Origin of the sequence: Actinomadura kijaniata, from assembly GCF_014138665.1 — a bacterium.
GTDB classification, from domain to species: Bacteria; Actinomycetota; Actinomycetes; order Streptosporangiales; family Streptosporangiaceae; genus Spirillospora; species Spirillospora kijaniata.
Genome location: NZ_JACJIA010000001.1, coordinates 1,061,742 through 1,082,474 on the forward strand (window position 1 = coordinate 1,061,742; position 20,733 = coordinate 1,082,474).

Sequence of the window (20,733 nt, forward strand, 5' to 3'; positions counted from 1 at the left end):
CGGCATTCTCCCGGGACGATCCGCCCGGCGGTGACGGGGCGTAGCATGGCGGCCATATGAGCATGCAGGACGTTCTCGAGCACCTCCAGCGACTCGGCATGTCCGGATACGAGGCCAAGGCGTACGTCGCGCTGGTCGCCGCCGGGAAACCGATCAACGGGTACGAGGTCGCCAAGCGCTCGGGCGTCCCGCGCAGCACGGTGTACGAGACGCTCGGCAAGCTCGTGGCGCGCGGCGCGGCCTACGAGCTGCGCGGCGCGGCCGACGCCACCGACTACCTGCCTCTGCCGCCGCACTCGCTGCTGGACCGGCTGCGCCGCGAGTTCGACGGGTCGGTGGAGGCGCTGCAGACCGCGCTGCCCTCCGTGGTCGCCGCCCCCGAGGCGCACCCGATCCACAACCTCAAGGACGGCGAGGCGATGCTGGCCCGCGCCGGGGACGTGCTGGCCGGGGCGCGCCGCGACCTGTTCCTGTCGGTGTGGCCGCAGGAGCTGCGCCGCCTGGAGGGGCAGGTGCGGCAGGCCGCCGGGCGCGGCGTCGAGGTGTCGGTCATGACGTTCGGCAAGGCCGCCGACCCGTTCGGCGAGGACCGGGTCGGCCACGTCTACGAGCACCGCTACTCGGCCCCCGAGGCGGTGCTCCAGGACCTCGGCTACCGGCTGATCGTGGTGGTGGGGGACCGGCGCGAGGCCGTGGTCGGCGGGTTCGGGCGCGACGGGTCGGCGTGGGGCGTCTACACCGCCGACCCGGCGGTGGCGCTGATGGCGGCCGAGTACGTCCGCCAGGACATCGCGCTGCAGATCCTCGCCGAACGGGTCGGCGCCGACGAGCTCAACCGCCTGTTCGCCACCGACCCGGGCCTGCTGCGCCTCCTCGGCCGAGGCCGCGCCCCGAACGGCGCCTAGGGCTTGTTTCAAAGTGGGCCTCAGCCGCGCACGCGAGCGCGTTACCTGACCTGCGGGCCCGACGCCGGAGGCGAGGGCCCGCGGGTCAGATCGCGAAGCGATGTCGCGCTCGCCAAGCCCTGGTGAGGTGCGAGCCGCCAGGCGAGCGCCGTGGGCCAGGGCTTTGAAACACGGCCTAGCCGCCACGGGCCCAGCCCCGGTCGCAGGAGTAGGCGTGCCGGTCAGCGGCGGGACCGTCAGGGCGTGCCCGCGGGGGCCCGTTCCGTGGAACGGGCCCCCGCGGGGTCTTCCCGGGTCAGTGAGGGATCACTCCCGGCCGAAGTTCTGGACCCACCACGGGCCGCCGGAGCCGTAGGCCGCTCCGGCGCCGATGGCCTTGAGGCCGCAGTTGAGGATGTTGGCCCGGTGGCCGGAGCTGTTCATCCAGCCCTTCACCACGTCGGCGGGCGCGGGGTAGCCCTTGGCGATGTTCTCGGCCGCGCCCGCCGGATATCCGGCCGCCCTGATGCGGTCCCACGGCGTCCTGCCGTCGGGGGAGTTGTGGCTGAAGTAGCCGCGGTCGCGCATGTCCTCCGCGTGGCCGCGGGCGGCCTTGCGCAGACGCTCGTCGATCCGCAGCGGGGAGCATCCGGCCTTGGCGCGCTCGGCGTTGGTCAGCCGCACCACCTCGTCCTCGGCGGTGGTCTGCTTGGAGCCGCCCGCCGGAGGCGTGGCCGGGGGCGTCGTCGGCGTCGCCGTCGGCTTGCCGGGAGTGGGCGACGGGGGTTTCGGGCTGGCGGTCGGGTTCGGCTTGGGGACGGTCGTGCAGGACGGGACCGCGGCGGAGGTGTCCAGGTAGACGTAGGCCGCGCTCACCCACCGGTCGCGCGGGAGCCGGAACCACACGTTCGAGCTGGCCCCGGGGGCGCGCACCTGGTCGCCGCGCGCCGAGCACGTGATCCGGACCTTGTCGCCGGTCCGGGCGTGGCCGACGATCCGGTAGGTCAGGCCGGGGCCGCCGCGCAGGTTGACGGCCCGGTACCAGCCGGAGTTCACGACCCCGGTCGCGGACCCGGCCGGGGGACGGCCCGTGGGCGGCGTGGCGGTCGGGCTGGGCGTGGCGGTCGGGCTGGGCGGGGTGGTCCCCGGAGTGCCGGCCGTCGGCTCGTGGCGGATCCGGCCCCGGCCGGGCTGCACGCGCTGGCCGGCGCGCTCGGCGTAGCCGCCGTAGGCCGCGGTCCCCTCGCGGAACGTCCAGCCCCCGATGGTCTTGCCGTCGACGGCGACGGGCTGCCCGCCCTGCCGCAGCGCGAAGTGCACGTGCGGGCCGGTCGCGCTCCCGCCGCAGGGCAGGTCGGTGCCGATGAGCCCGAGGTACTCGCCCTGGCCGACCCGCGCGCCGTCGGCCGCCTGCACGGTGTCGCGCATGTGGTAGTACTCGGTCGCGTAGCCGTTGTCGTGCACGACCCGGATCAGTCCCCGGCTCCGGTCGGTGCTGCAGAACCGGTACACGCGCCCGGCCGCCGCGGCCAGGACCCGGCCGTCGCCGCCGTTGAAGTCCAGGGAGTTGAACGGGCGGCTGCCGCCGCTGTTGCCGTGCGGGCCGCCGCCCATCACCCAGGAGTCGCCGACCTTCCAGGGCAGGCGCAGCCCCGTGTCCCCGGCGCCCCTGGCCGAGTTGTAGCGGGTCAGCGTGCGCTTCTCGGCGGGCGGGACCACCGAGGCGGGCGCCTGGCGCAGGTGCCGGGTGAACTTCGCGGTCCCCTCCAGCGCCACGTCCCAGCCGCGTCCGGTCCGGCGGGCCAGGAACAGGGAGGTCACCGGCTTGGCGTGGTCGGCCCGGCCGGTGGGCGGGAGCGCCGAGGAGCCGAAGACCCACCGGTGCCGCCGGTCGGAGCGGCGGGCCTCGACGACCGGGGCGCCCCGGTCGTCTCCGGCGGCGCGGGCGCGCTGCCGGACCAGGGTCCGGCCGACCTGCTCGTTCAGCAGGCGCTGCTGTCGCGGGTCGGCGGCGCGCTCCTGGTCGGCGCCCGGGTCCGCCGGGACCGGGTCGGGCGCCGCCGCGCTCGACAGCGCCTGCCGTCCCGGGTCGGGGTCGTTCGCCGTCAGCCCGACGGCGCCGAGGGAGGTGAGGAACAGGGCGCCGGTGGACGCGGCGACGATCACGCCGCGCCGGCGGCGGGACGCGGACGGCCGGTCGGGGCCGTCCGCGCTGGTGTCCTTGCGCAAGGTCTCTCCTGCGGGGGTCAGGAACGTCGGGTCCGCGCGGCCCTCCGGGTCGGGAGCGGGGCCGCGCGGACGCGCCGGGGACCGTCCGCGAACGGAAGATCAACCCGGCGCCGCGAAGGACCATAAGGGCGTATCGCCGCGAAACCTGGCAAAAGTGGTCCGCTTAAGGCGGCCTTAAGGAAGTGCTCATCCTGGCTTCAGGGTGGGAGGAGCGAACGCGCCCCGCGCCGTCTACGATCATTCGCCAGGGCCGGGATGTCCCATCGGGCACGCGGTCGTTCGGGGCGTGCGACGGAGGGTGACATGACGGAGCGGGAACACGACTGGGCCGCGCTCGGGATCGACGTCACCAGGCCGAGCATCGCCCGCGCCTACGACTACGCGCTCGGCGGCAAGGACAACTACGCGCCCGACCGCGGCTTCATCGACCAGCTCAACCAGGTGCTGCCCGAGGTGACCCGGCTCGCCCGCGACAACCGCGCGGCGCTGCGGCGCGGCGTGCGGCACATGGCCGAGACGGGGATCCGGCAGTTCCTCGACCTGGGCTCGGGGCTGCCGACCGTGGAGAACACCCACCAGGTCGCGCAGGCCGTCGCGCCCGAGAGCGCCGTCGTCTACGTCGACAACGACCCCATCGTGCTGGCCCACGGCCGGGCGCTGCTGGCCGAGAACGAGCGGACCACGGTGGTGACGGCCGACCTGCGCGAGCCCGCCGCCGTGCTGGCCCACCCCGAGGTGAACCGGCACCTGGACCTCACCCGGCCGGTCGGCGTCATGCTGGTCGGCGTGCTGAACCACCTGCACGACCAGGAGGACCCGCGCGGCATCGTCCGGGCGTACATGGACGCGGTGCCCTCCGGCAGCCTGCTGTTCATGACGACCTTCGTGGACGTGGACCCGGCCAGCGAGGAGCTGGAGAAGGCGTTCCTCGGCATGCTCGGCACCGGGCGGTTCCGCTCGTTCGAGGAGACCCTCACCTGGCTGGAGGGACTGGAGATCCTGGAACCGGGCCTGGTGCACATCCCCGAGTGGCGGCCGGACGGGCCGGTGGGCCTCCCGCTCGGCACCATCGGACGCCTCGGCGCGGCGGCGCTGGCCCGCAAGCCCTGACCCGCCGCGCTAGGCGGGGTCGAGCATCGTGAGGTAGACGTCGAGCTGGTGCCCGCCTTCGAGCATCGCCCTGCTCTGCCGCCGCAGCCGGGCCCGCCACCCCTGGAGCACGTCCTCCAGGGCCGGGGTGTCGCCCGCGGCGCGCAGCTGCTCGACGAACACCCTGATCTGGGCGAGCGGGTATCCGCCGCGTCGCAGGTGGCGCGCCGTCCGCGCGTCGCGCACCGCCTCGGGGGGATAGAGGCGGTGGCCGGTGGCCCGGTCGCGTTCCGGGCGGACGATCCCGGCCTCCTCCCACTTGCGCAGCGACGCCGGATGCATCCCGAGCTGGTGGGCCAGGGCCCCGATGGTCAGCGTCCCGGCCCGGTCCCGCTCCGGGGCGGGCGCGGTGGCCAGGGCGCCGAGCGCGGCGGCGACCTCGTCGAGGGTGTCGCGCTCGCGCAGCAGGTCGGCGTGCGCCCGGTCGAGGAGGCGGAACACCGTCTCCTCGTCGCGCCGGTGGGCGGCCCGCATCATCGCCGCGGCCGTCTGGTGCCCGTAGCCGGGGCGCAGGGCGAGGAACGCGCGCAGCGCCTGCGCGTGGACGGCCGAGTAGCGGCGGTACCCGGTCTCGCCGCGCTCGGCGGCGGGGAGGATGCCGTCGTCCTCGTAGTTGCGGACCGCCTGGGTGGACAGGCCGTGCTCGCGGGCGAGGTCGACCGGCCGCAGCGCTCGTGGTGCCATGACTCCTCTTTGAGGGTTTCCATGATGAAAACCCGCTGTTTTCGCGTCTAAGTCTCAACGGATTATCCAAGGATACGGTCGAAGGGACGATCCGATTTCGGGAGAGGTGTGCCATGTCCCTTCGACTGTCGGTCCACGATGCCGCCCTGCCCTTCGGCGACGACCCCGCGCGGCTCGGCGCGGCCGCGGACCGGTTCCTCGCGGCGCTCGACCGGCGGCCCGCCCTGCTGGGCCTCGGCGAGCCGACCCACGGCGTCGAGGCCTTCCCGCGGCTGCGCAACGAGCTGCTGGCCCACCTGGTGGAGCGCCACGGGTTCCGGTCCCTCGCCATCGAGAGCGACTGCCTGGCGGGGGCCGTCGTGAACGACCACGTCACGACCGGGGCGGGGGACCTCGACGAGGTCCTCGCCACCGGTTTCAGCCACGGCTTCGGGGCCTCGCCCGCCAACCGCGCGCTCGTCGTCTGGCTGCGCGAGCACAACGCGGGCCGCGACCCCGGCGAGCAGGTGCGGTTCCACGGGTTCGACGCCCCGATGGAGACGGTCGCCGCGCAGAGCCCGCGCGCCTCCCTGCTGGCCGCGCGGTCGTACCTGGCCGCGCACCTGGGCGAGGACCGCGTCCCCCACGACGCCGGGACGCTGACCGGGCTGCTCGGCGACGACGCGGACTGGAGCGAACCCGAGGCGATCATGAACCCCGCCCGGTCCGTGGGGAACACGCCCCGCGCCCGCGAACTGCGCCTGGCCGCCGACGACCTGGTCGCGCTGTTCGAGGCGCAGGCCCCGGGACTGCGGCACGCCGACTCCGACGCCGGGTTCGAGCGCGCGTACACGTCGGCCCGGACCGCCCGGGGGCTGCTGCGCTACCACGCGGCGATGGCCTCCGCCGCGCCCGACCGCGTCGCGGCCCTGGGGCAGCTACGCGACGCGATGATGGCCGACAACCTGCTGGCCGTCGCCCGCGCCGAGGCCGACCGGGGCCCCTGCCTGGTCTTCGCCCACAACGCCCACCTGCAACGGTGCTCGGCCCGGCTGCGGTTCGGGGAGATCGACGCGCGCTGGTGGAGCGCGGGGGCCATCGTCGCGTCCGCCGTCCGGGACCGGTACGCCTTCATCGCCGCGGACTTCGGCGACCTGGAGGGGGGCGGGCCGTCCCCGCAGGAGGACACCCTCCAGGCGGTGCTGTCGGAGGCCACCGCCGACCGCGCGCTGTTCCCCGGCAAGGAGCTGGCCGCCGCGCTCGAAACGCACCCGGGCCTGCGCGAGCGCGTCACCGACGACCCCCGGTACGTCCCCTTCGACCCGGGCCGGCTCGACGCGGCCGACGCCGTCGCGTTCATCAGGTCGGTGCCCGGCTGGAAGGGCACCATCTTCGCGAACGCGCCGGGATAGCCCCGCATCGCCCAGGGCGGCTCCGATCGGCGTTCGCGCCGGCCGGAACCGCCCTGGACGGAAGGCCTAACGGGGGGCGGAGGCGCGGATGGCGTCGGTGACCACGTCGTGGACGTTCTCGGCGCGTTCGTAGGAGGCGCGCTGGCGGGTGGCCCCGTTGCCGCGCTCCCACAGCGCGTCCAGCAGGCGGAGCACCGTGTCGAGGTCGCCGCTGCGCTCCAGCGCGGGGCGCACGTGCTCCAGCAGCGCCTCGACCACCGTCCGGGCGGGCGCGGCGTGCCTGGTCACCGGGTGGACCAGCTCCTCGCGCATCCCCGACCGGCTGGCCCGCCACATCGCCAGCCGCAGCAGCTCCGTGCGCACCGGGTCGGGCGGCAGCCCCGCCCGCCACTCGTCGGCCGCCGTGTCGACCAGCGCCCGGACCAGCGCCGCCATCAGCGCCGTGTCGTCGGCGTCCAGGCACACGTCGGCGACCCGGATCTCCACCGTCGGGTAGTGCCGCGACAGCCGCGCGTCGAAGTAGATCATGCCCTCGTCCAGCAGCACGCCGGTCTCCAGCAGCGCGTCCACGGTGGCGCGGTAGGTCTTGGCGTCCTCGAACGGCTCGGTCGGCCCGCTGGACGGCCAGCGGTCCCACACCCGCTGCCGCCAGGAGTCGTAACCGGTGTCGCGGCCCTGCCAGAACGGGGAGTTGGCGCTGAGCGCCAGCAGCGGCGGCAGCCACGGCCGGATCCGGTCCAGCACGCCCACGCCCTCGTCGGGGGAGGAGATGTTCACATGGACGTGGCAGCCGCAGGTGAGCTGCTCGTCGGCGGTCACGCCGTAGGCGTCGGCCATCATCCGGTAGCGGCGTTTGGGGGTCAACGACGGCCGCACCTCGACCGGCGAGGTGGCCAGCGCCACGACCGCCGCGTCCACCCCGGCGGCGGCCTGTGCGGCGGCGGCGCGGCCCGCGCGGATCTGCTCGGCCAGTTCGTCCAGGGAGGTACAGGGGCGGGTACCGGTCTCCAGCTGCTCGCGCTGCATCTCGGTCTCGAACGTGTCCTTACCGTTGGGCACGGGAACCTGCTCACCGTGCTCACGGGCATACCGGATCACCGCGCCGGAGACGGCCTGGGGCACACCCGTCTCGGGATCGACGAGCAGCAGCTCCTCTTCCACCCCGAAAGTCCGCACTTGGTTGGTCTCGTAAGGTTTCACACTCCGTACCTGCCCCCGTACGTCGGATGTACTTCTCGTCATCCGGACCCGATCATGCCTACAATGCGCCTGACTGAGCTAGCGCTTGGTCATGGGAGGGGACGCGATGGCGTACCGGGTCGGGCAGTGGGCCACCGGCAATGTCGGCAGGCAGGCGCTGCGCGCGATCATCGAACACCCCGACCTGGAACTGGCCGGGCTGGTGGTCTCCGACCCCGCCAAGGTCGGCCGGGACGCCGGTGAGCTGTCCGGAGTCGGCCGCCGCACCGGCGTCCGCGCCACCCCCGACCCCGCCGCGCTGATCGCCGCCCGCTACCTCCTCCGGTGACCCTCCGGGCCCACGGCCGTCCCCCGCCTCGCCGTTCTCGATGTCAGAACTTGTCGATCTCCTTGAGATCGAGCTCGATGTCGAACGGAACGCTCACCCTGAGCGAGTCACGGTGGACACCCGTGGCGACGTACTGCCCGGTGGACGGGTCGAGTTCGTAGACGTAGACCACCGGGTAGCCGTTCTGCTCCTCCACCCGCCAGAAATGGGGGATCCCGGCCTTGGCGTAGAGCTGGGGCTTGCGCATCCGGTCCCGCTCCTCGGACTCGGGGGAGACGACCTCGACGGCCAGGACCACGTCCTCGGCCCGGTAGCTGGTCTCCCGCCGGTCCTCCGCCGTGCCGGCGCGCAGAACGAGGAGATCCGGCTCCGGACGTTGACGCTTGGCCAACCTCACAGTGATCTCGCGTCGCACGCGCACCGTCTTCGGGGACGCCTGACGCAGTGCGTGCTCCAGGAAGGAGAGCACCAGTGTGTGGAAGATGGCCCGGGGACTCGCGAGAACGAGAGCGCCATCGATGAGCTCTGTGCGAGGGGGCAATTGCGGAAGGCGATCGAGGTCCTCCGCCGTGAACCCCTCGGGCGGCGGGATCAGCCAATCCGGCACGGTGTTCGAGGATTGTCGTGGCGCAGGCTCGGGCTCGGCTTCCGCCGCCAAGAGTCGTCCTCCAGGGATGGCAACCGCCCAGGGCGCTTCGCCCTGAACGACTTCAGGCTATCAACCGGCCACGGTCCGCGACGGGGATCGCCAGGGGGCATCTGGTCACCGGCCGCCACCTGCTCCGGTGATGGCGAACTCGGTGAACGTTCCCGCCGTCCGGAAGCCCAGGCGCCGGTACACCGGCTCGCCCTCGGCCGACGCCTGGAGCACCGCGGTCCGGTGGCCCTCCGCCAGGGCCGTGCGCAGGGTGGCCAGCGTCATCGCGCCCCCGTAGCCCCGGCGGCGGTGCGCGGCCAGCGTGGCGATGTTGTAGATCCCGGCGACCCCGCCGTGGAGGAACACCTCGCCCGTGCACACCGGCTCGCCCCCGACGTACCCGACCAGGTAGCGGGCCGCGCTCCGCAGCGCCGGAGCGGCCGTCAGCCGGTAGAACCGCGGAACGGTCACCGACGGCGGCTCCCACAGCGCGGCCAGCGTCACGGCGTAGTCGGCGAGCTCCGGCTCGGTGGTGACCCGCCGGATCTCCAGCCCGTCCGGCCGCGGGACCGCGGGGAGGTCGTCCAGCTCGGCCCACATGGCGGCCTCGCGCTCGGACGGCTCCAGGCCCGCGTCGGCCAGGCGTTCGCCCAGGTCCCCGGCCTCCGGCCCGACCCACCAGGAGAAGGGCCGCCCGGTCGCGCGGACCGCCGCGACCGTCTCGGCGATCCGCGCCGCGGCCGTCGCGGGCGCGAACCGCGCGGCGGCCACGATGTTGAAGGTGTCGTCGTCCAGCCCGCTGTCGGCGACCAGCACGTCCCCCGGCTCGGCCACCGTCATGCCCGGCGTCCCCCGGTGCAGGTGGCAGGCGTGCTCGGCGAGGTTGCGGTCCATCCGGTCGGTCAGGTCCACAGTGGCTCCAGGCACTCGGCGACGACGCGCTGCGCGTCGTCCATGTGCTCCTCCTCGTCCTCCAGGTCCCACAGGACGTTCTGGAGCACGCGCCCCAGCGTCCATCCCGCCGCGCGCCGCCGGTCCAGCCCCAGTACCTCGGTCATGTGGTCGAACCGCCACCGCAGCGCCCGCGTCACGTCCCCGGCGGCGACCAGGTCGTCCCAGCGGTTGCGGAGCGCGGGCAGCAGGTCGAACCCCGGGTCGCCGGCCAGCGGCTTGGGATCGATCGCCAGCCACGGCTCCCGGTCGGCCGACAGCACGTTCCCGTAGTGCAGGTCCCAGTGCAGCAGCCGGTCCCCGGCCTCGTCGGCCAGCTCCCGGACCGCCCCCACGCAGACGTCGGCCAGCCGCCGGTCCGCGCCGCGCAGCGCCGGCAGCAGCTCGGGAGCGTCCGCCAGCATCGCGCGGGCGACGTCGGCCAGCGTCCGCATCCCCGGCGGCGCGGGCGCCGCCACCAGCCGCGCCAGCAGCCCGGTCAGGACCGCCAGCGCCTCCCGGTCGTCGGGCAGGTCCGCCAGCGAACGCGCGGCGTCCAGGCGTTCCAGCAGCAGCGCGCCCCGCCCGGCGTCCTCCGCCAGCAGCCGGACCGCGCCCCGGCCGTCCCAGGCCCGCAGCGCCGCGGCCTCGCCCGCGTTCTCCTCGTCCACGAGCTGGAGTTTCAGCACCGCCGCGCCGCCGCCGGCCCGCCGCACGGGGACCACCAGCGAGGCCCAGCCGTGCCGGGGCTCCCCGTCGGGGCGCAGCTCCCAGCGTTCCAGCAGGTCGGCCGCCAGCCCCGGCAGCCCGGCGACCCACCGCCGGCCGGCGTCCCCGTTGGTCTCCGCCTGGACCTCCGCCAGCCTCTCCGGCACCTCGATCCGCATGATCAGCACGATAGGCGACCCGCGCCCGCGGGGACCTTCCCTTTTCCGGTGGCCGTTTCCGGCGCGGCCCCGGGTGGAAGATCTTTTGAGGGCGTGCGGTCGGGGGATCGATGTCGGGGGACAACTCGTACCAGCCCGTCCATTCCGACCGGGAGCTCGGGATGGACCGGAAGATCAGCCGTCGGGACCTCCTGGACGGCATGGCCGTGACCGTGGGGGCCGCGGCCACCGGCGGGCTGCTGTCGGGATGCGCCGCCGGGGAGTGGGGCGGCATCCACGACAAGGTCGTGAACCCGCCCGACGGCTGGGACCAGGCGGGCCGGGGCAGCCCCGGCCACCCGCCCGCGATGACCGGGCTGCGCGGTTCGACCAACCCGGCGATGCGCATCCCGCACGAGCTGCGCGACGGCGTCTTCTGGGCGGGGGAGAAACCCGTCCACCGCACCGGCGAGCACTACGACCTGGTCGTGGTCGGCGCGGGCATCAGCAGGCTCAGCGCGGCCTACTTCTACCGGAGGAAGCACCCGAACGCCACGGTCCTCATCCTGGACAACCACGACGACTTCGGCGGCCACGCACGGCGCAACGAGTTCACCGTGAACGGCAGGCTCATCGTCGGCTACGGCGGTTCGCAGTCCATCGAGGCCCCGTCGGTGTGGAGCAAGGAGGCCCGGGGCCTGCTGGACGAGCTGGGCATCGACCACTTCCCCGACGGCAACAACGGCGTCTGCCGCCTGCTGGTCGGCAGGCTGATCCCGGGCACCGGCGCGCCCCGCGCGATGGGCGGGGAGACCTCCGCCCGCATCGACTACTCCCGGCTGGACGTGGCGGGCGACGCCGTCCGGCTGCGCCTCAACACCCCGTGCGTGCGCGTCCACCACACCGGAGGGAACCCCGGCGCCAAGACCGTCGAGGTGGACTTCCACCGGGACGGGAAGGTCCACCGCTGCACGGCGGGCGGCGTGGTCATGGCCTGCTGCAACACCATGATCCCGTACCTGATGCAGGACCTGCCCACCTCCCGGAGGGAGGCCCTGTTCTACGGCACCAAGCTGCCGATCGTGTACGCGATGGTCCTGCTGCGCGACTGGCGGGCGTGGCGCCGGCTCGGGATCTACCACACGCGCTTCACCAGCGGCGACTGGGTGGTGGCCGAGCTGGACTACCCGGTCAGCATGGGCGGCTACCGGTTCTCCCACGACCCCGGCCAGCCGGTGCTGGTCCACATGATCCGGATGGCGACGGCGCCGGCTTACCGCAACCCGCGCGGCGGCATCGGCCCCGGCCGCCGCGAGCTGTTCGGCCGGCCCTACGAGCGGTACGAGCGCAGCATCCGCGACCAGCTCACCCGGCTGCTCAAGGGCGGCGGCTTCGATCCGGCCCGCGACATCCCCGGCATCACCGTCAACCGCTGGGGCCACGGCTACGCGCTGGAGTACGGCCGCCCGTGGGCCGACTTCTGGCCCGACGGCCCGCTGCCGTCGGTGCGGGGGCGCCGCCCGTTCGGCCGGGTCACCATCGCCGACTCCGACTCCCAGAACCGCGCCTACGCCGACGCCGCCATCGACGCGGCCTGGCGCGCCGTCGAGGAGCTGGGGTGAGGGGCCCGGTCAGGGGCGTTCCCAGCGGACCGAGCTGAGGGCCAGCAGGGCGACGTGGAGGGAGACGCACGACTCCACGTCGTCGAGGTCGGCGTTCAGGACGCGTTCGATGCGGCGCAGCCTCTCGTAGAACGCCGGGCGCGACAGGTGCGCCTGCTGGGCGGCGACGGCCTTGTTGCGGCCCGCCTCCAGGTACAGCTCCAGGATGCGGGTCAGGTCGCTGCCGCGCTGGGCGTCGTACTCCAGCAGCGGGCCCAGCTCGCGTTCCACGAACGTCTGGAGCCGGGCGTCGTCGCGCAGCAGGTGCAGCAGACCGCGCAGCCGCAGGTCCGGCAGCCGGTAGAACAGGCGCCCGCCGGCGCTGCGGCACGCCACGTCCGCGACCTGCTCGGCCTCCTGGAACGACCGCCGCACGTCCCGGATCGACTCCACCACCGAGCCGGTCGCCATCACCACCTCGCCGCCGGACTGCTTGCGGACCCGCGTGGCGACCTCGCTCAGCGCGGTCTCCACGTCGGTGCGGGCGGGCAGCGACGCCAGCACGCCGACCCGGGCGTGCGGGCCGCCCTCGTCCAGCACGCCGACCAGCGCGGCCAGCCGGGCGTCCTTGCAGGCCGTCGCGGCGACCTCGGCCAGCTCGGCCAGCTCGGCGGCCGAGCCCGCCGCCGTCGCGGTGCGGGGGCGCAGCACCACGCCCAGCAGGCGGCGGCCCGACAGCGGGACGCCGAGCGCGCGGGCGCGGGCGGCGGCCTCCTGCGGGTCGGAGTAGGAGTGCTCCAGGATGCGGGCGATGATCGTGCCGTGGGCCTGGCGCTCGGCGCTCTCGGCGTGCCGGTCCAGCAGCCGTCCCAGGGCCAGCGTGGTGGCGGCGCGTTCCACCAGCACCGTCTCGCGGGGCGACGGCGGCGCGCCCAGCACCAGGATCAGGCGGCCCCAGTCCTCGCCGCGCGCCCCGACCGTGGTGACCAGCCATCCCGACGCCTCGTCGTAGGCGGTGCGCTGGTCGGGCCGCACGGCGCGGGAGCGGGTCTCCCACGCCGACAGCAGCTCGGCCGGGTCGCCGCCGTCGGCGTCGGCGGCCAGCACCTGGTGCGCCAGGTTCTCCAGCACGACCGGGTGGCCGCCGAGGGCCGCGACCTGGCGGACCACCTCGTCGGTGGAGGCGCCCTCGACCGACAGCCGGGTGAAGATCTCGTGCAGCTGCTCCGAGGCCCGCAGCTCGGCGAACTGGTCCTGCACGATCCGGGCGTGCACGGCCTCGGTGATGTCGACGAACGCCGGCTCGTGCGCCAGCACCACCACCGGCAGCCCGTGGTCCTCGGCGGCGGCGACCAGCGCGGGCGGCAGCGCGCTGGAGTACCGCCGCCCCAGCTCCACCATCAGCCCGCTCACCCCGACCTCGGCCAGCTCGCCGATGTAGACGCGCAGCCGCGCGGGCTCGTCGGGCAGTGCGATCCCGGTGGTCAGCACCAGCTCGCCGCCGTGCAGCAGGTGGGCGATGTCGGTGACCTCGGCGACGTGGACCCAGCGCACGCGGTTGGACAGCCGGTCGCCGCCGGCCACCACGCGCGGCTGGCCGCGGCGGACGGCGTCGAGCTGGAGGACGTCGGCGACGGTGGGAAGCATCGCGCCGATCGTAACCCGACACTCTGTCAAGTCCGGACCCGGGAAATGTTACATTTTGAAAACCCTGGGGTCGGTGTGACCAGTGCGAATTCGGTGGCGGCGGCCGGGTACCAGCACGGATACCGTAGCGCCACACCCTGTCAGAGCGTCAATCGTTCCGCCCCGGTGCTGACACTCTGCCGCTGGCAGGCCGCGCGGCGGACCGCGAGACTGGGCCCATGGCGGAACACGCGACCCTTCTCCAGCGCCACCGGGCGGTCATGCCCGGCTGGCTGGCTCTCAACTACAGCAACCCCATCGAGCTCGTCGCCGGCAAGGGAAGCCGCGTGACCGACGCCGAGGGCAACACCTACCTCGACTTCTTCGTCGGCATCCTCACCAACATGATCGGGTACGACGTGCCCGAGGTGCGCGAGGCCGTCGAACGCCAGCTCGCGACCGGCGTCGTGCACACCTCCACCGCGTACCTGCTGCGCGGCCAGGTCGAGCTGGCCGAGAAGATCGCCCGGCTGTCCGGCATCCCCGACGCCAAGGTGTTCTTCACCAACTCCGGCACCGAGGCCAACGAGACCGCGCTGCTGCTGGCGACCTACGCGCGCAGGACCGACCAGGTCCTGGCGATGCGGCAGAGCTACCACGGCCGCTCGTTCGGCGCGATCGGCGTCACCTCCAACCGCGCCTGGAAGAACAACTCCTACTCGCCGCTGAACGTGCACTTCCTGCACGGCGCGGACCGGCACCTGCCGCAGTTCCGCAACCTGACCGACGCCGAGTACGTCGACGTGTGCGTGGAGGACCTGCGGCACGTGCTGGCGACCGCGACCGGCGGCGACGTCGCCGCGCTGATCGCCGAGCCGATCCAGGGCGTCGGCGGCTTCACCGCCGCCCCCGACGGGCTGTTCGCGGCCTACAAGGAGGTCCTGGACGAGCAGGGCATCCTGTTCATCTCCGACGAGGTGCAGACCGGCTGGGGCCGCACCGGCGAGACGTTCTTCGGCATCCAGGCCCACGGGATCACCCCGGACGCGATGACGTTCGCCAAGGGCCTCGGCAACGGCTTCGCCATCGGCGGCGTCGTGGCGCGCGGCGACCTGATGGACGCGCTGCACGCGGTCGGCCTGGCCACCTTCGGCGGCAACCCGATCTCCACCGCCGCCGCCAACGCCACCCTCGACTACGTTCTGGACCACGACCTCCAGGCCAACGCCGCCAAGCAGGGCGCGACGATCATCAACGGGCTGCGCGACGCCGCGACCCGGCTGCCGATCGTCAGGCAGGTCCGCGGCAAGGGCCTGATGTTCGCCGTCGAGCTGGTCGACCCCGGCACCGGCGAGCCCAGCACCGCGCTGGCCGCCGCCCTGATGGAGGCGACCCGCGAACGCGGCCTGCTGGTCGGCAAGGGCGGCCTGTACGGCAACACCGTGCGGATGGCCCCGCCGCTGACCCTGTCCGACGCCGAGGCCGCCGAGGGCCTGGGCATCCTGATCGACTCCCTTGAGACCGTGAACGAGGCCGCGACCGCATGAGCACCAAGCACCTCACCCACTGGATCGGCGGCAAGCCCCACACCGGCACGGCCGAACGCCAGGGCGACGTCTTCAACCCCGCGACCGGCCGCGTCGCCGGGAAGGTCGACCTCGCCTCCCCGGCCGAGGTGGACGCCGCCGTCGCCGCCGCGAAGGCCGCCTTCCCCGGCTGGCGCGACACCCCTCTCAGCCGCCGCGTGAAGATCCTGTTCCGGTTCCGCGAGCTGCTGGAGGCCCACAAGCTGGAGCTGGCCGAGCTGATCTCGGCCGAGCACGGCAAGGTCGTCTCCGACGCGCTCGGCGAGGTCGCGCGCGGCCTGGAGGTCGTGGAGTTCGCCTGCGGCATCCCGCACCTGCTCAAGGGCGGCTTCTCCGAGAACGTCTCCTCGAAGGTGGACGCCTACTCGATCCTCCAGCCGCTCGGCGTGGTCGCCGGGATCACCCCGTTCAACTTCCCGGCCATGGTGCCGATGTGGATGTTCCCGGTGGCGATCGCGTGCGGCAACACGTTCGTGCTCAAGCCGTCGGAGAAGGACCCGTCGGCGTCGGTGCGGATCGCCGAGCTGTGGGCCGAGGCCGGGCTGCCCGACGGCGTGTTCAACGTCCTGCAGGGCGACAAGGTCGCCGTCGACGGGCTGCTGGAGCACCCCGACGTCAAGGCCGTGTCGTTCGTCGGCTCCACCCCGATCGCGCAGTACATCTACGAGACCGCCGCCCGCACCGGCAAGCGCGTGCAGGCCCTCGGCGGCGCCAAGAACCACATGGTCGTGCTGCCCGACGCCGACCTGGACCTGGCCGCCGACGCGGCGGTGTCGGCGGGCTTCGGCTCGGCCGGCGAGCGCTGCATGGCGATCTCGGTGCTGGTCGCGGTGGAGCCGGTCGCCGACGAGCTGCTGGAGAAGATCAGGGAGCGGGTCGCCCGGCTGAAGGTCGGCCCCGGCGACGACCCCGAGTCCGAGATGGGTCCGCTGGTCACCCGCGAGCACCGCGACAAGGTCGCCTCCTACCTCGACAGCGGCGTCGCCCAGGGCGCGACCCTGGCCATCGACGGCCGCGAGACCGAGATCCTGGGCGGCGGCGAGGACGGCTTCTGGCTCGGCCCGACCGTCCTGGACCACGTCACGCCCGAGATGGACGCCTACCGGGACGAGATCTTCGGCCCCGTCCTGTCGGTGGTGCGGGTCGCCACCTACGACGAGGCGATGAGGCTGATCGGCGACAACCCCTACGGCAACGGCACCGCGATCTTCACCAACGACGGCGGGGCCGCGCGCCGCTTCCAGAACGAGGTCGAGGTCGGCATGGTCGGCATCAACGTGCCGATCCCGGTGCCGATGGCCTACTACTCGTTCGGCGGCTGGAAGGCGTCGCTGTTCGGCGACAGCCACGCCCACGGCATGGAGGGCGTCCACTTCTACACCCGCACCAAGGCCGTCACGGCGCGCTGGCTCGACCCGAGCCACGGCGGGGTGAACCTGGGCTTCCCCACCAACGGCTGAGCCCGCCGGGCCGTGCCCACCGCCCCGCACGGACGGAGTCCCCACCGGTTCCGGAGTCCCCGTCCGTGCGGGGCGTGAGCGCGAGCCCCACCGCCAGGCAGGCGAACGGCATCGCCGGGACCACGTACCGGTAGTCGAAGTCGGCGCTGGCGATGGGGAACACCAGCAGCGTCACCGCCGTGCCCCACATCAGCAGCACCGCGCGCCGCCGCCGGCCCAGCGCGATACCGAGGCCGCCCGCGGCGAAGACCACCCCCAGCAGCGGGCCCGGCAGCGTCACCGCGCGCTCGTAGGCGCGCGTCCGCCCGGCGTACGGCTCGACGACCCGGCTCGGCCGCCACGTCCGCCCGTACCGCATCGCGTCGGTGAGCGCCGTCGACGGCCGCTCCGGGTCGGCGCCCCAGCTCCGCCCGCCGGGGAACACCTGCGGGCGTTCGGGGAAGTGGTACAGCGACTCGGTCGCCGCCGTCGGCACCGGGAACCGGTGCGGGCTGAACGCCTTGCCGATCCCGTCGGCGACCACGCGCAGGTAGTCGCCCGGCTGGGCGAGGATCGCCCGGATCGCGAAGTCGCGCATGGTCGCGTTGGCGAACGGGGAGGTGACGTTCTCGTACAGCACCCGGGGCGGGGCCTCGCTCCGCCAGATCAGGTGGCCGGGATGGTGCCCGGCCGCCCTCAGCTCCGGCCGCAGGCACAGCGGTTCCTGGTGCGACGGCGGCCGGATCTTCGCGCAGTCGGCGAACACCGCCGTCCGCCCCCACAGGTACAGCCCGTCGCTGCTGGTCAGCCCGAAGGCGCCGTTGGTCGAGCGGAACCAGAGCCCGTAGGAGGCCAGCGGCAGGGCCGCCGCCAGCCCGAACGCCGTCGCGGCCCGCCAGCCGCCCCGCCACAGCAGCAGCCCGGCCAGCACCAGCGGCACCAGCGGCGCGCCCGCCGACCGCACCAGCACCGCGAACCCCAGCAGCAGGCCCGCCGCCGTCGCCGCGGGCCAGCCGGGGACGGCCGAGGGCTCGCGCACCCGCCACAGCAGCAGCACCAGCGCGGCGGCGATCAGGAACGTGAACAGCGCCTCCGACATCAGCAGGTGCTCCAGCTGCACCTGCCGGGCGTCGAACAGGACCGGCAGCACCACGACCGTCGCCGGGACCTGCCCGAGGCCGCACCGCCGCAGCAGCGCGTACCCCAGCACGGCGACGGCGAGCCCCATCAGGTGCTGCGCGACCGCGACGGCGGTCAGGTCGTGCAGCGGCTCCATCACCCGCAGCAGCAGCGAGTACCCGATCGACTTGCTGGGGGAGGGCGACGGCCGCAGGGCGCGTCCCAGATAGAAGTAGGAGTCGCCGGTGAACCACAGCACCCCGGGATAACCGCGCACCGCCGTCCACCGGACGAGAACGGCGCCCGCCAGCGCGATCGCGAACACCGCGTGCCGTTGGATCCGGCGAACCGTGCAAAAGGCATGAAAAGTGATGAATGTTCGACCGGGGATGCCGGGCCGGTCCGTCCTGTCCTGGCTCACAAGAAAGGCGACTCTAACCTTCGCGGATGACCCGGAGGTGAACGCAGCGTAGCGTCTCGGGCTTGGCGCGTGACGTCCCCGCCGGTATCCGGTGGCACGCCCCGCGCCCCGGCCCGCACCGGGCTCCACGCCCCCGTCGCCAACGGCGACCGATCGTCACGCCGCGTGAGAACGGGCAGGTGGAAGGTCCTCGATAATTTCTACCGCCCGCACATTTCCGTCGTCAATTTCCGTCTTCTCGGCTGTGACAAATAATAGCTACAAGTATTGACTGGCCCTGTGGCGGGCGACACAATCTGACTGTCTCAATTAATTGAGGCGAAATTGCAAAAGGGTCAGGTTCTCCGGCCGGAAGGCCGCAGAACGGGGTCGGTGCGCAGGGAGCCGCGCTATGACTGCTGACGACCACGCCGCGGAGGTCGAGGCGCTCGCCAGACGCTATCCGGGTTGGACCATCTGGTTCGGTCTGTTCACCGGGCACTGGTGGGCCCTGCCGCCCCGCGACCGCGACGTCGGCCGGTTCATCGAGGCTCCGACACCGCAACGGCTCATCGCACGGATCGAGGTGGTCCTCCACGACGGGTACGGGCAGGAACTGATCGACGGCGACCCTGGCAGGTCGTCTCCCAGCACCCGGACGGACGCGCGGCGTCCCTCGAATCTCCTCCGTATCGAGGGCGTCACACCGCCGCCGTTCCGCCGGGTCCCGGTGGTCGCGTGGCCAGGCAGCACTGCAAGGTGATCCGCTGTTCCCCAACCTCGCCACGTCCACCGGTGCCGCCGCGGTCCCGGGAAGGGCAGTAGCCCGCGCCATATCCCTCTCCAGCAACCTCCGTGTATGGCGCGGACGCCAGCACCCGCTGCCCCCCGGACCGCGGCGGTTTCATTTCCGCCGGTCCCGTCCGGAAAAGGACGCCGCAATACCCGGTTAATAGTCGTTCGGCTTGCAGGTAAACCCGTCTGAAAACCCTTTCGTCCGGCGCGCCCCCTCCGGCCGCCGCCGGGACACCGCCGCCGAGACGCTACGCTGCGCTGACGGATTCGGACGGGAGCGGAGTGAGATGCGGCTGACGGCCGGGCGGCTGGGCGACGGGACGCGGACCCTGGTCCGCGGGGCGGTGCTGGGAACGGTTCTGGTCACGGCGGCGGGAACGCTGGCGGCGTGCAGCGGCCAGGAGGAACGGCCCGCCGGGGCGGTGCGGGCCGCCGCCAGCCTGGGACCCGGCGAGGGCGCGATCGACCTGGTGACGCTGCCGGGCTACGTCGAGAACGGCGGCACCGACTCCCGCGTGAACTGGGTGACCCCGTTCGAGGAGCGCACCGGCTGCAAGGTCGGCTGGCGGAGCGCGCGCACCCCGGAGGAGATGACCTCCCTGCTGAGCGACCCCAACCGCCGCTACGACGGCGCGGTCGCCCCGCCGGAGGTCACCGGCCGGCTGATCGAGGGCGGGCACCTCGCCCCGGTCAACCCCGACCTGGTCGACGGCTACAAGAAGCTCGAACCCCGGCTGCGCGGGCTGCTCAAGCGCGGCGCCGACGTCTACGGCGTCCCCGCGACCTGGGGCTCCAACCTGGTCATGTACGACACGCAGGCGGTGCAGCCCGCCCCGTCGGGCTGGGCGTCGCTGCTGGACCCCGCGCAGGCCCGCCGGTACTCCGGCAAGATCGTGATGCGGGACAGCCCGCTGGCGATCGCCGAGGCCGCGCTGTACCTGCGGTCCCGCGACCGCAAGCTCAAGATCAAGGACCCGTACTCGCTGACCGCGCCGCAGCTGGCGGCGGCGGCCCGGGTCCTGGCCGAGCAGCGGCCGCACGTCCAGCGGTACTGGGAGCAGCCCGCCGACGCGGTCGCGGCGTTCGCGGGCGGCGGCGCGGTGCTCGGGCAGACCTGGCCCTACCAGCCGGACGTGCTGGGCCGGGCGGGCCGCCAGGTGCAGGCCGTCACCCCGGCCGAGGGCGTGACCGGCTGGATGAACGCCTGGGTCATGGGCGCGCGGGCCGCGCACCCCAACTGCGTGTACCAGTGGCTGCGGTGGACCGCCTCGCCCGACGTGCAGCGGCAGATCGCCGAGTGGAACGGCGTCGCCCCCGCCAACCCGCAGGCATGCTCGGGCGACCGGCTGCGCGGCGCGTTCTGCTCGGCCCACCGCGTCGGCGACCGCGCCCACCTGGACAAGGTGATCTTCGCCTACGCGCCGTCGAAGGTGTGCGGCGGCGCGACCGCGACCAACGGCGAACGCGACTGCGCCGACTACGAGGCGTGGGTGCGGGCCTGGCACGACGCGACGAGGAAGTGACGTGACCAGGACGTGAGGCGGGGCGCGGGGCGGGGCGGAGACCTCTCCGGCGCGCCCGACCGCCCCCAGCCGGGCGCGCCTCCTGCGGGGTGGTCCCGGGTCTCCCCCCGAATACCCGGGTCACCCTCCTCCTGGAGAGATCTCCAGGGCGGACGGTCTAGGTGACGACCGCCGCCCGCGCCGACGCCGGTGTCGCCACCGGTCGTGCGACGCCCGTAGCCGGCGGCGCGTGACGAGCGCCGAGAGTCGGCAGGGCCGGTGCGCAGTCGGCGCACGCGAACACCCCGCTCCCGTCGGGGACACGGCCGACCCGGACGCGCGGGCGAGGCCACCTCTTGCGGCAGGC

At 73.7% G+C, this 20,733-nt stretch carries 17 protein-coding genes; 9 read left to right on the forward strand and 8 right to left on the reverse strand.

All coding sequences use genetic code 11. The annotated features are described in order from the left end of the window. Positions 1-62 precede the first annotated feature (62 nt). Entirely contained in the window at positions 63-905 is an 843-nt protein-coding gene (locus HNR61_RS05120; RefSeq protein ID WP_246441959.1) for a TrmB family transcriptional regulator, read from the forward strand. Between the two features lie 306 nt (positions 906-1,211). Here HNR61_RS05120 and HNR61_RS05125 read toward each other — a convergent pair whose 3' ends face one another. Further along, positions 1,212-3,113 (reverse strand): CAP domain-containing protein, encoded by a 1,902-nt coding sequence (locus HNR61_RS05125; RefSeq protein WP_182841859.1) that lies wholly within the window; start codon positions 3,111-3,113, stop codon positions 1,212-1,214. 303 nt (positions 3,114-3,416) lie between these two features. Between HNR61_RS05125 and HNR61_RS05130 the strand changes: the two genes are divergently transcribed. Further along, entirely contained in the window at positions 3,417-4,223 is an 807-nt protein-coding gene (locus HNR61_RS05130) for an SAM-dependent methyltransferase (protein ID WP_182841860.1), read from the forward strand. A 9-nt stretch (positions 4,224-4,232) separates the two neighbouring features. On the opposite strand, the gene HNR61_RS05135 is transcribed toward HNR61_RS05130, so the two are convergent. Then, positions 4,233-4,946 (reverse strand): MerR family transcriptional regulator, encoded by a 714-nt coding sequence (locus tag HNR61_RS05135; RefSeq protein WP_220508897.1) that lies wholly within the window; start codon positions 4,944-4,946, stop codon positions 4,233-4,235. A gap of 113 nt (positions 4,947-5,059) precedes the next feature. Here HNR61_RS05135 and HNR61_RS05140 point away from each other — a divergent pair, with 113 nt between their 5' ends. Then, positions 5,060-6,337 carry an erythromycin esterase family protein gene (locus HNR61_RS05140; RefSeq protein WP_182841861.1) on the forward strand — a complete coding sequence of 426 codons (1,278 nt, stop codon included), beginning with the start codon at positions 5,060-5,062 and terminating at the stop codon, positions 6,335-6,337. A gap of 66 nt (positions 6,338-6,403) precedes the next feature. Here the strand turns inward: HNR61_RS05140 and HNR61_RS05145 are convergent, their stop codons facing one another. Continuing rightward, a complete protein-coding gene (locus HNR61_RS05145; RefSeq protein ID WP_312897773.1) occupies positions 6,404-7,513 on the reverse strand; it encodes a carboxylate-amine ligase in 1,110 nt (369 codons plus the stop codon). Between the two features lie 115 nt (positions 7,514-7,628). On the opposite strand from HNR61_RS05145, the gene HNR61_RS05150 reads away from it, so the two are divergent. Then, on the forward strand, positions 7,629-7,865 hold the full coding sequence (locus tag HNR61_RS05150) for a hypothetical protein (RefSeq protein ID WP_220508898.1): 237 nt from the start codon (positions 7,629-7,631) through the stop codon (positions 7,863-7,865). Positions 7,866-7,908: 43 nt separating this feature from the next. Here HNR61_RS05150 and HNR61_RS05155 read toward each other — a convergent pair whose 3' ends face one another. The 3 genes from HNR61_RS05155 to HNR61_RS05165 form a co-directional block, all read right to left on the reverse strand. After that, positions 7,909-8,472 carry a Uma2 family endonuclease gene (locus HNR61_RS05155; RefSeq protein ID WP_182842307.1) on the reverse strand — a complete coding sequence of 188 codons (564 nt, stop codon included), beginning with the start codon at positions 8,470-8,472 and terminating at the stop codon, positions 7,909-7,911. A gap of 156 nt (positions 8,473-8,628) precedes the next feature. Beyond that, positions 8,629-9,414, reverse strand: a complete 786-nt coding sequence (locus HNR61_RS05160; protein WP_312897774.1) for a GNAT family N-acetyltransferase — start codon at positions 9,412-9,414, stop codon at positions 8,629-8,631. Beyond that, on the reverse strand, positions 9,405-10,319 hold the full coding sequence (locus HNR61_RS05165; protein WP_182841863.1) for an aminoglycoside phosphotransferase family protein: 915 nt from the start codon (positions 10,317-10,319) through the stop codon (positions 9,405-9,407). Before HNR61_RS05165 ends, HNR61_RS05160 begins: the two co-directional genes overlap by 10 nt. A 161-nt stretch (positions 10,320-10,480) precedes the next feature. Here HNR61_RS05165 and HNR61_RS05170 point away from each other — a divergent pair, with 161 nt between their 5' ends. Continuing rightward, positions 10,481-11,920, forward strand: coding sequence for an NAD(P)-binding protein (locus tag HNR61_RS05170; RefSeq protein ID WP_182841864.1), 1,440 nt, complete (start codon positions 10,481-10,483; stop codon positions 11,918-11,920). 9 nt (positions 11,921-11,929) lie between these two features. Here the strand turns inward: HNR61_RS05170 and HNR61_RS05175 are convergent, their stop codons facing one another. Next, positions 11,930-13,546, reverse strand: a complete 1,617-nt coding sequence (locus HNR61_RS05175; RefSeq protein ID WP_182841865.1) for a PucR family transcriptional regulator — start codon at positions 13,544-13,546, stop codon at positions 11,930-11,932. A 218-nt stretch (positions 13,547-13,764) separates the two neighbouring features. On the opposite strand from HNR61_RS05175, the gene HNR61_RS05180 reads away from it, so the two are divergent. Together HNR61_RS05180 and HNR61_RS05185 are read left to right on the forward strand one after the other, a co-directional pair. Next, a complete protein-coding gene (locus HNR61_RS05180; RefSeq protein ID WP_182841866.1) occupies positions 13,765-15,072 on the forward strand; it encodes an aspartate aminotransferase family protein in 1,308 nt (435 codons plus the stop codon). Further along, complete coding sequence (locus HNR61_RS05185; RefSeq protein ID WP_182841867.1) at positions 15,069-16,571, forward strand: CoA-acylating methylmalonate-semialdehyde dehydrogenase; 1,503 nt, start codon at positions 15,069-15,071, stop codon at positions 16,569-16,571. Before HNR61_RS05180 ends, HNR61_RS05185 begins: the two co-directional genes overlap by 4 nt. Here HNR61_RS05185 and HNR61_RS05190 read toward each other — a convergent pair. Beyond that, positions 16,507-17,994, reverse strand: a complete 1,488-nt coding sequence (locus HNR61_RS05190) for a phospholipid carrier-dependent glycosyltransferase (RefSeq protein WP_182841868.1) — start codon at positions 17,992-17,994, stop codon at positions 16,507-16,509. The two genes, HNR61_RS05185 and HNR61_RS05190, sit on opposite strands and share 65 nt — an antisense overlap. Before the next feature lie 487 nt (positions 17,995-18,481). Between HNR61_RS05190 and HNR61_RS05195 the strand changes: the two genes are divergently transcribed. Both HNR61_RS05195 and HNR61_RS05200 read left to right on the forward strand, forming a co-directional pair. Then, the gene (locus HNR61_RS05195; RefSeq protein WP_182841869.1) at positions 18,482-18,832 is read left to right on the forward strand and encodes a hypothetical protein; all 351 of its coding nucleotides are present in this window, start codon (positions 18,482-18,484) and stop codon (positions 18,830-18,832) included. Positions 18,833-19,151: 319 nt separating this feature from the next. Next, a complete protein-coding gene (locus HNR61_RS05200; protein WP_182841870.1) occupies positions 19,152-20,387 on the forward strand; it encodes an extracellular solute-binding protein in 1,236 nt (411 codons plus the stop codon). Positions 20,388-20,733: the final 346 nt, after the last annotated feature.

Excerpts from the sequence above, each read along its gene's own strand:
- HNR61_RS05120 (WP_246441959.1), top strand. The coding sequence starts at position 63 with ATGCAGGACGTTCTCGAGCACCTCCAGCGACTCGGCATGTCCGGATAC.
- HNR61_RS05130 (WP_182841860.1), top strand. The coding sequence starts at position 3,417 with ATGACGGAGCGGGAACACGACTGGGCCGCGCTCGGGATCGACGTCACC.
- HNR61_RS05135 (WP_220508897.1), bottom strand. The coding sequence starts at position 4,946 with ATGGCACCACGAGCGCTGCGGCCGGTCGACCTCGCCCGCGAGCACGGC.
- HNR61_RS05140 (WP_182841861.1), top strand. The coding sequence starts at position 5,060 with ATGTCCCTTCGACTGTCGGTCCACGATGCCGCCCTGCCCTTCGGCGAC.
- HNR61_RS05150 (WP_220508898.1), top strand. The coding sequence starts at position 7,629 with ATGGGAGGGGACGCGATGGCGTACCGGGTCGGGCAGTGGGCCACCGGC.
- HNR61_RS05165 (WP_182841863.1), bottom strand. The coding sequence starts at position 10,319 with ATGCGGATCGAGGTGCCGGAGAGGCTGGCGGAGGTCCAGGCGGAGACC.
- HNR61_RS05170 (WP_182841864.1), top strand. The coding sequence starts at position 10,481 with ATGGACCGGAAGATCAGCCGTCGGGACCTCCTGGACGGCATGGCCGTG.
- HNR61_RS05175 (WP_182841865.1), bottom strand. The coding sequence starts at position 13,546 with ATGCTTCCCACCGTCGCCGACGTCCTCCAGCTCGACGCCGTCCGCCGC.
- HNR61_RS05180 (WP_182841866.1), top strand. The coding sequence starts at position 13,765 with ATGGCGGAACACGCGACCCTTCTCCAGCGCCACCGGGCGGTCATGCCC.
- HNR61_RS05185 (WP_182841867.1), top strand. The coding sequence starts at position 15,069 with ATGAGCACCAAGCACCTCACCCACTGGATCGGCGGCAAGCCCCACACC.
- HNR61_RS05195 (WP_182841869.1), top strand. The coding sequence starts at position 18,482 with ATGACTGCTGACGACCACGCCGCGGAGGTCGAGGCGCTCGCCAGACGC.
- HNR61_RS05200 (WP_182841870.1), top strand. The coding sequence starts at position 19,152 with ATGCGGCTGACGGCCGGGCGGCTGGGCGACGGGACGCGGACCCTGGTC.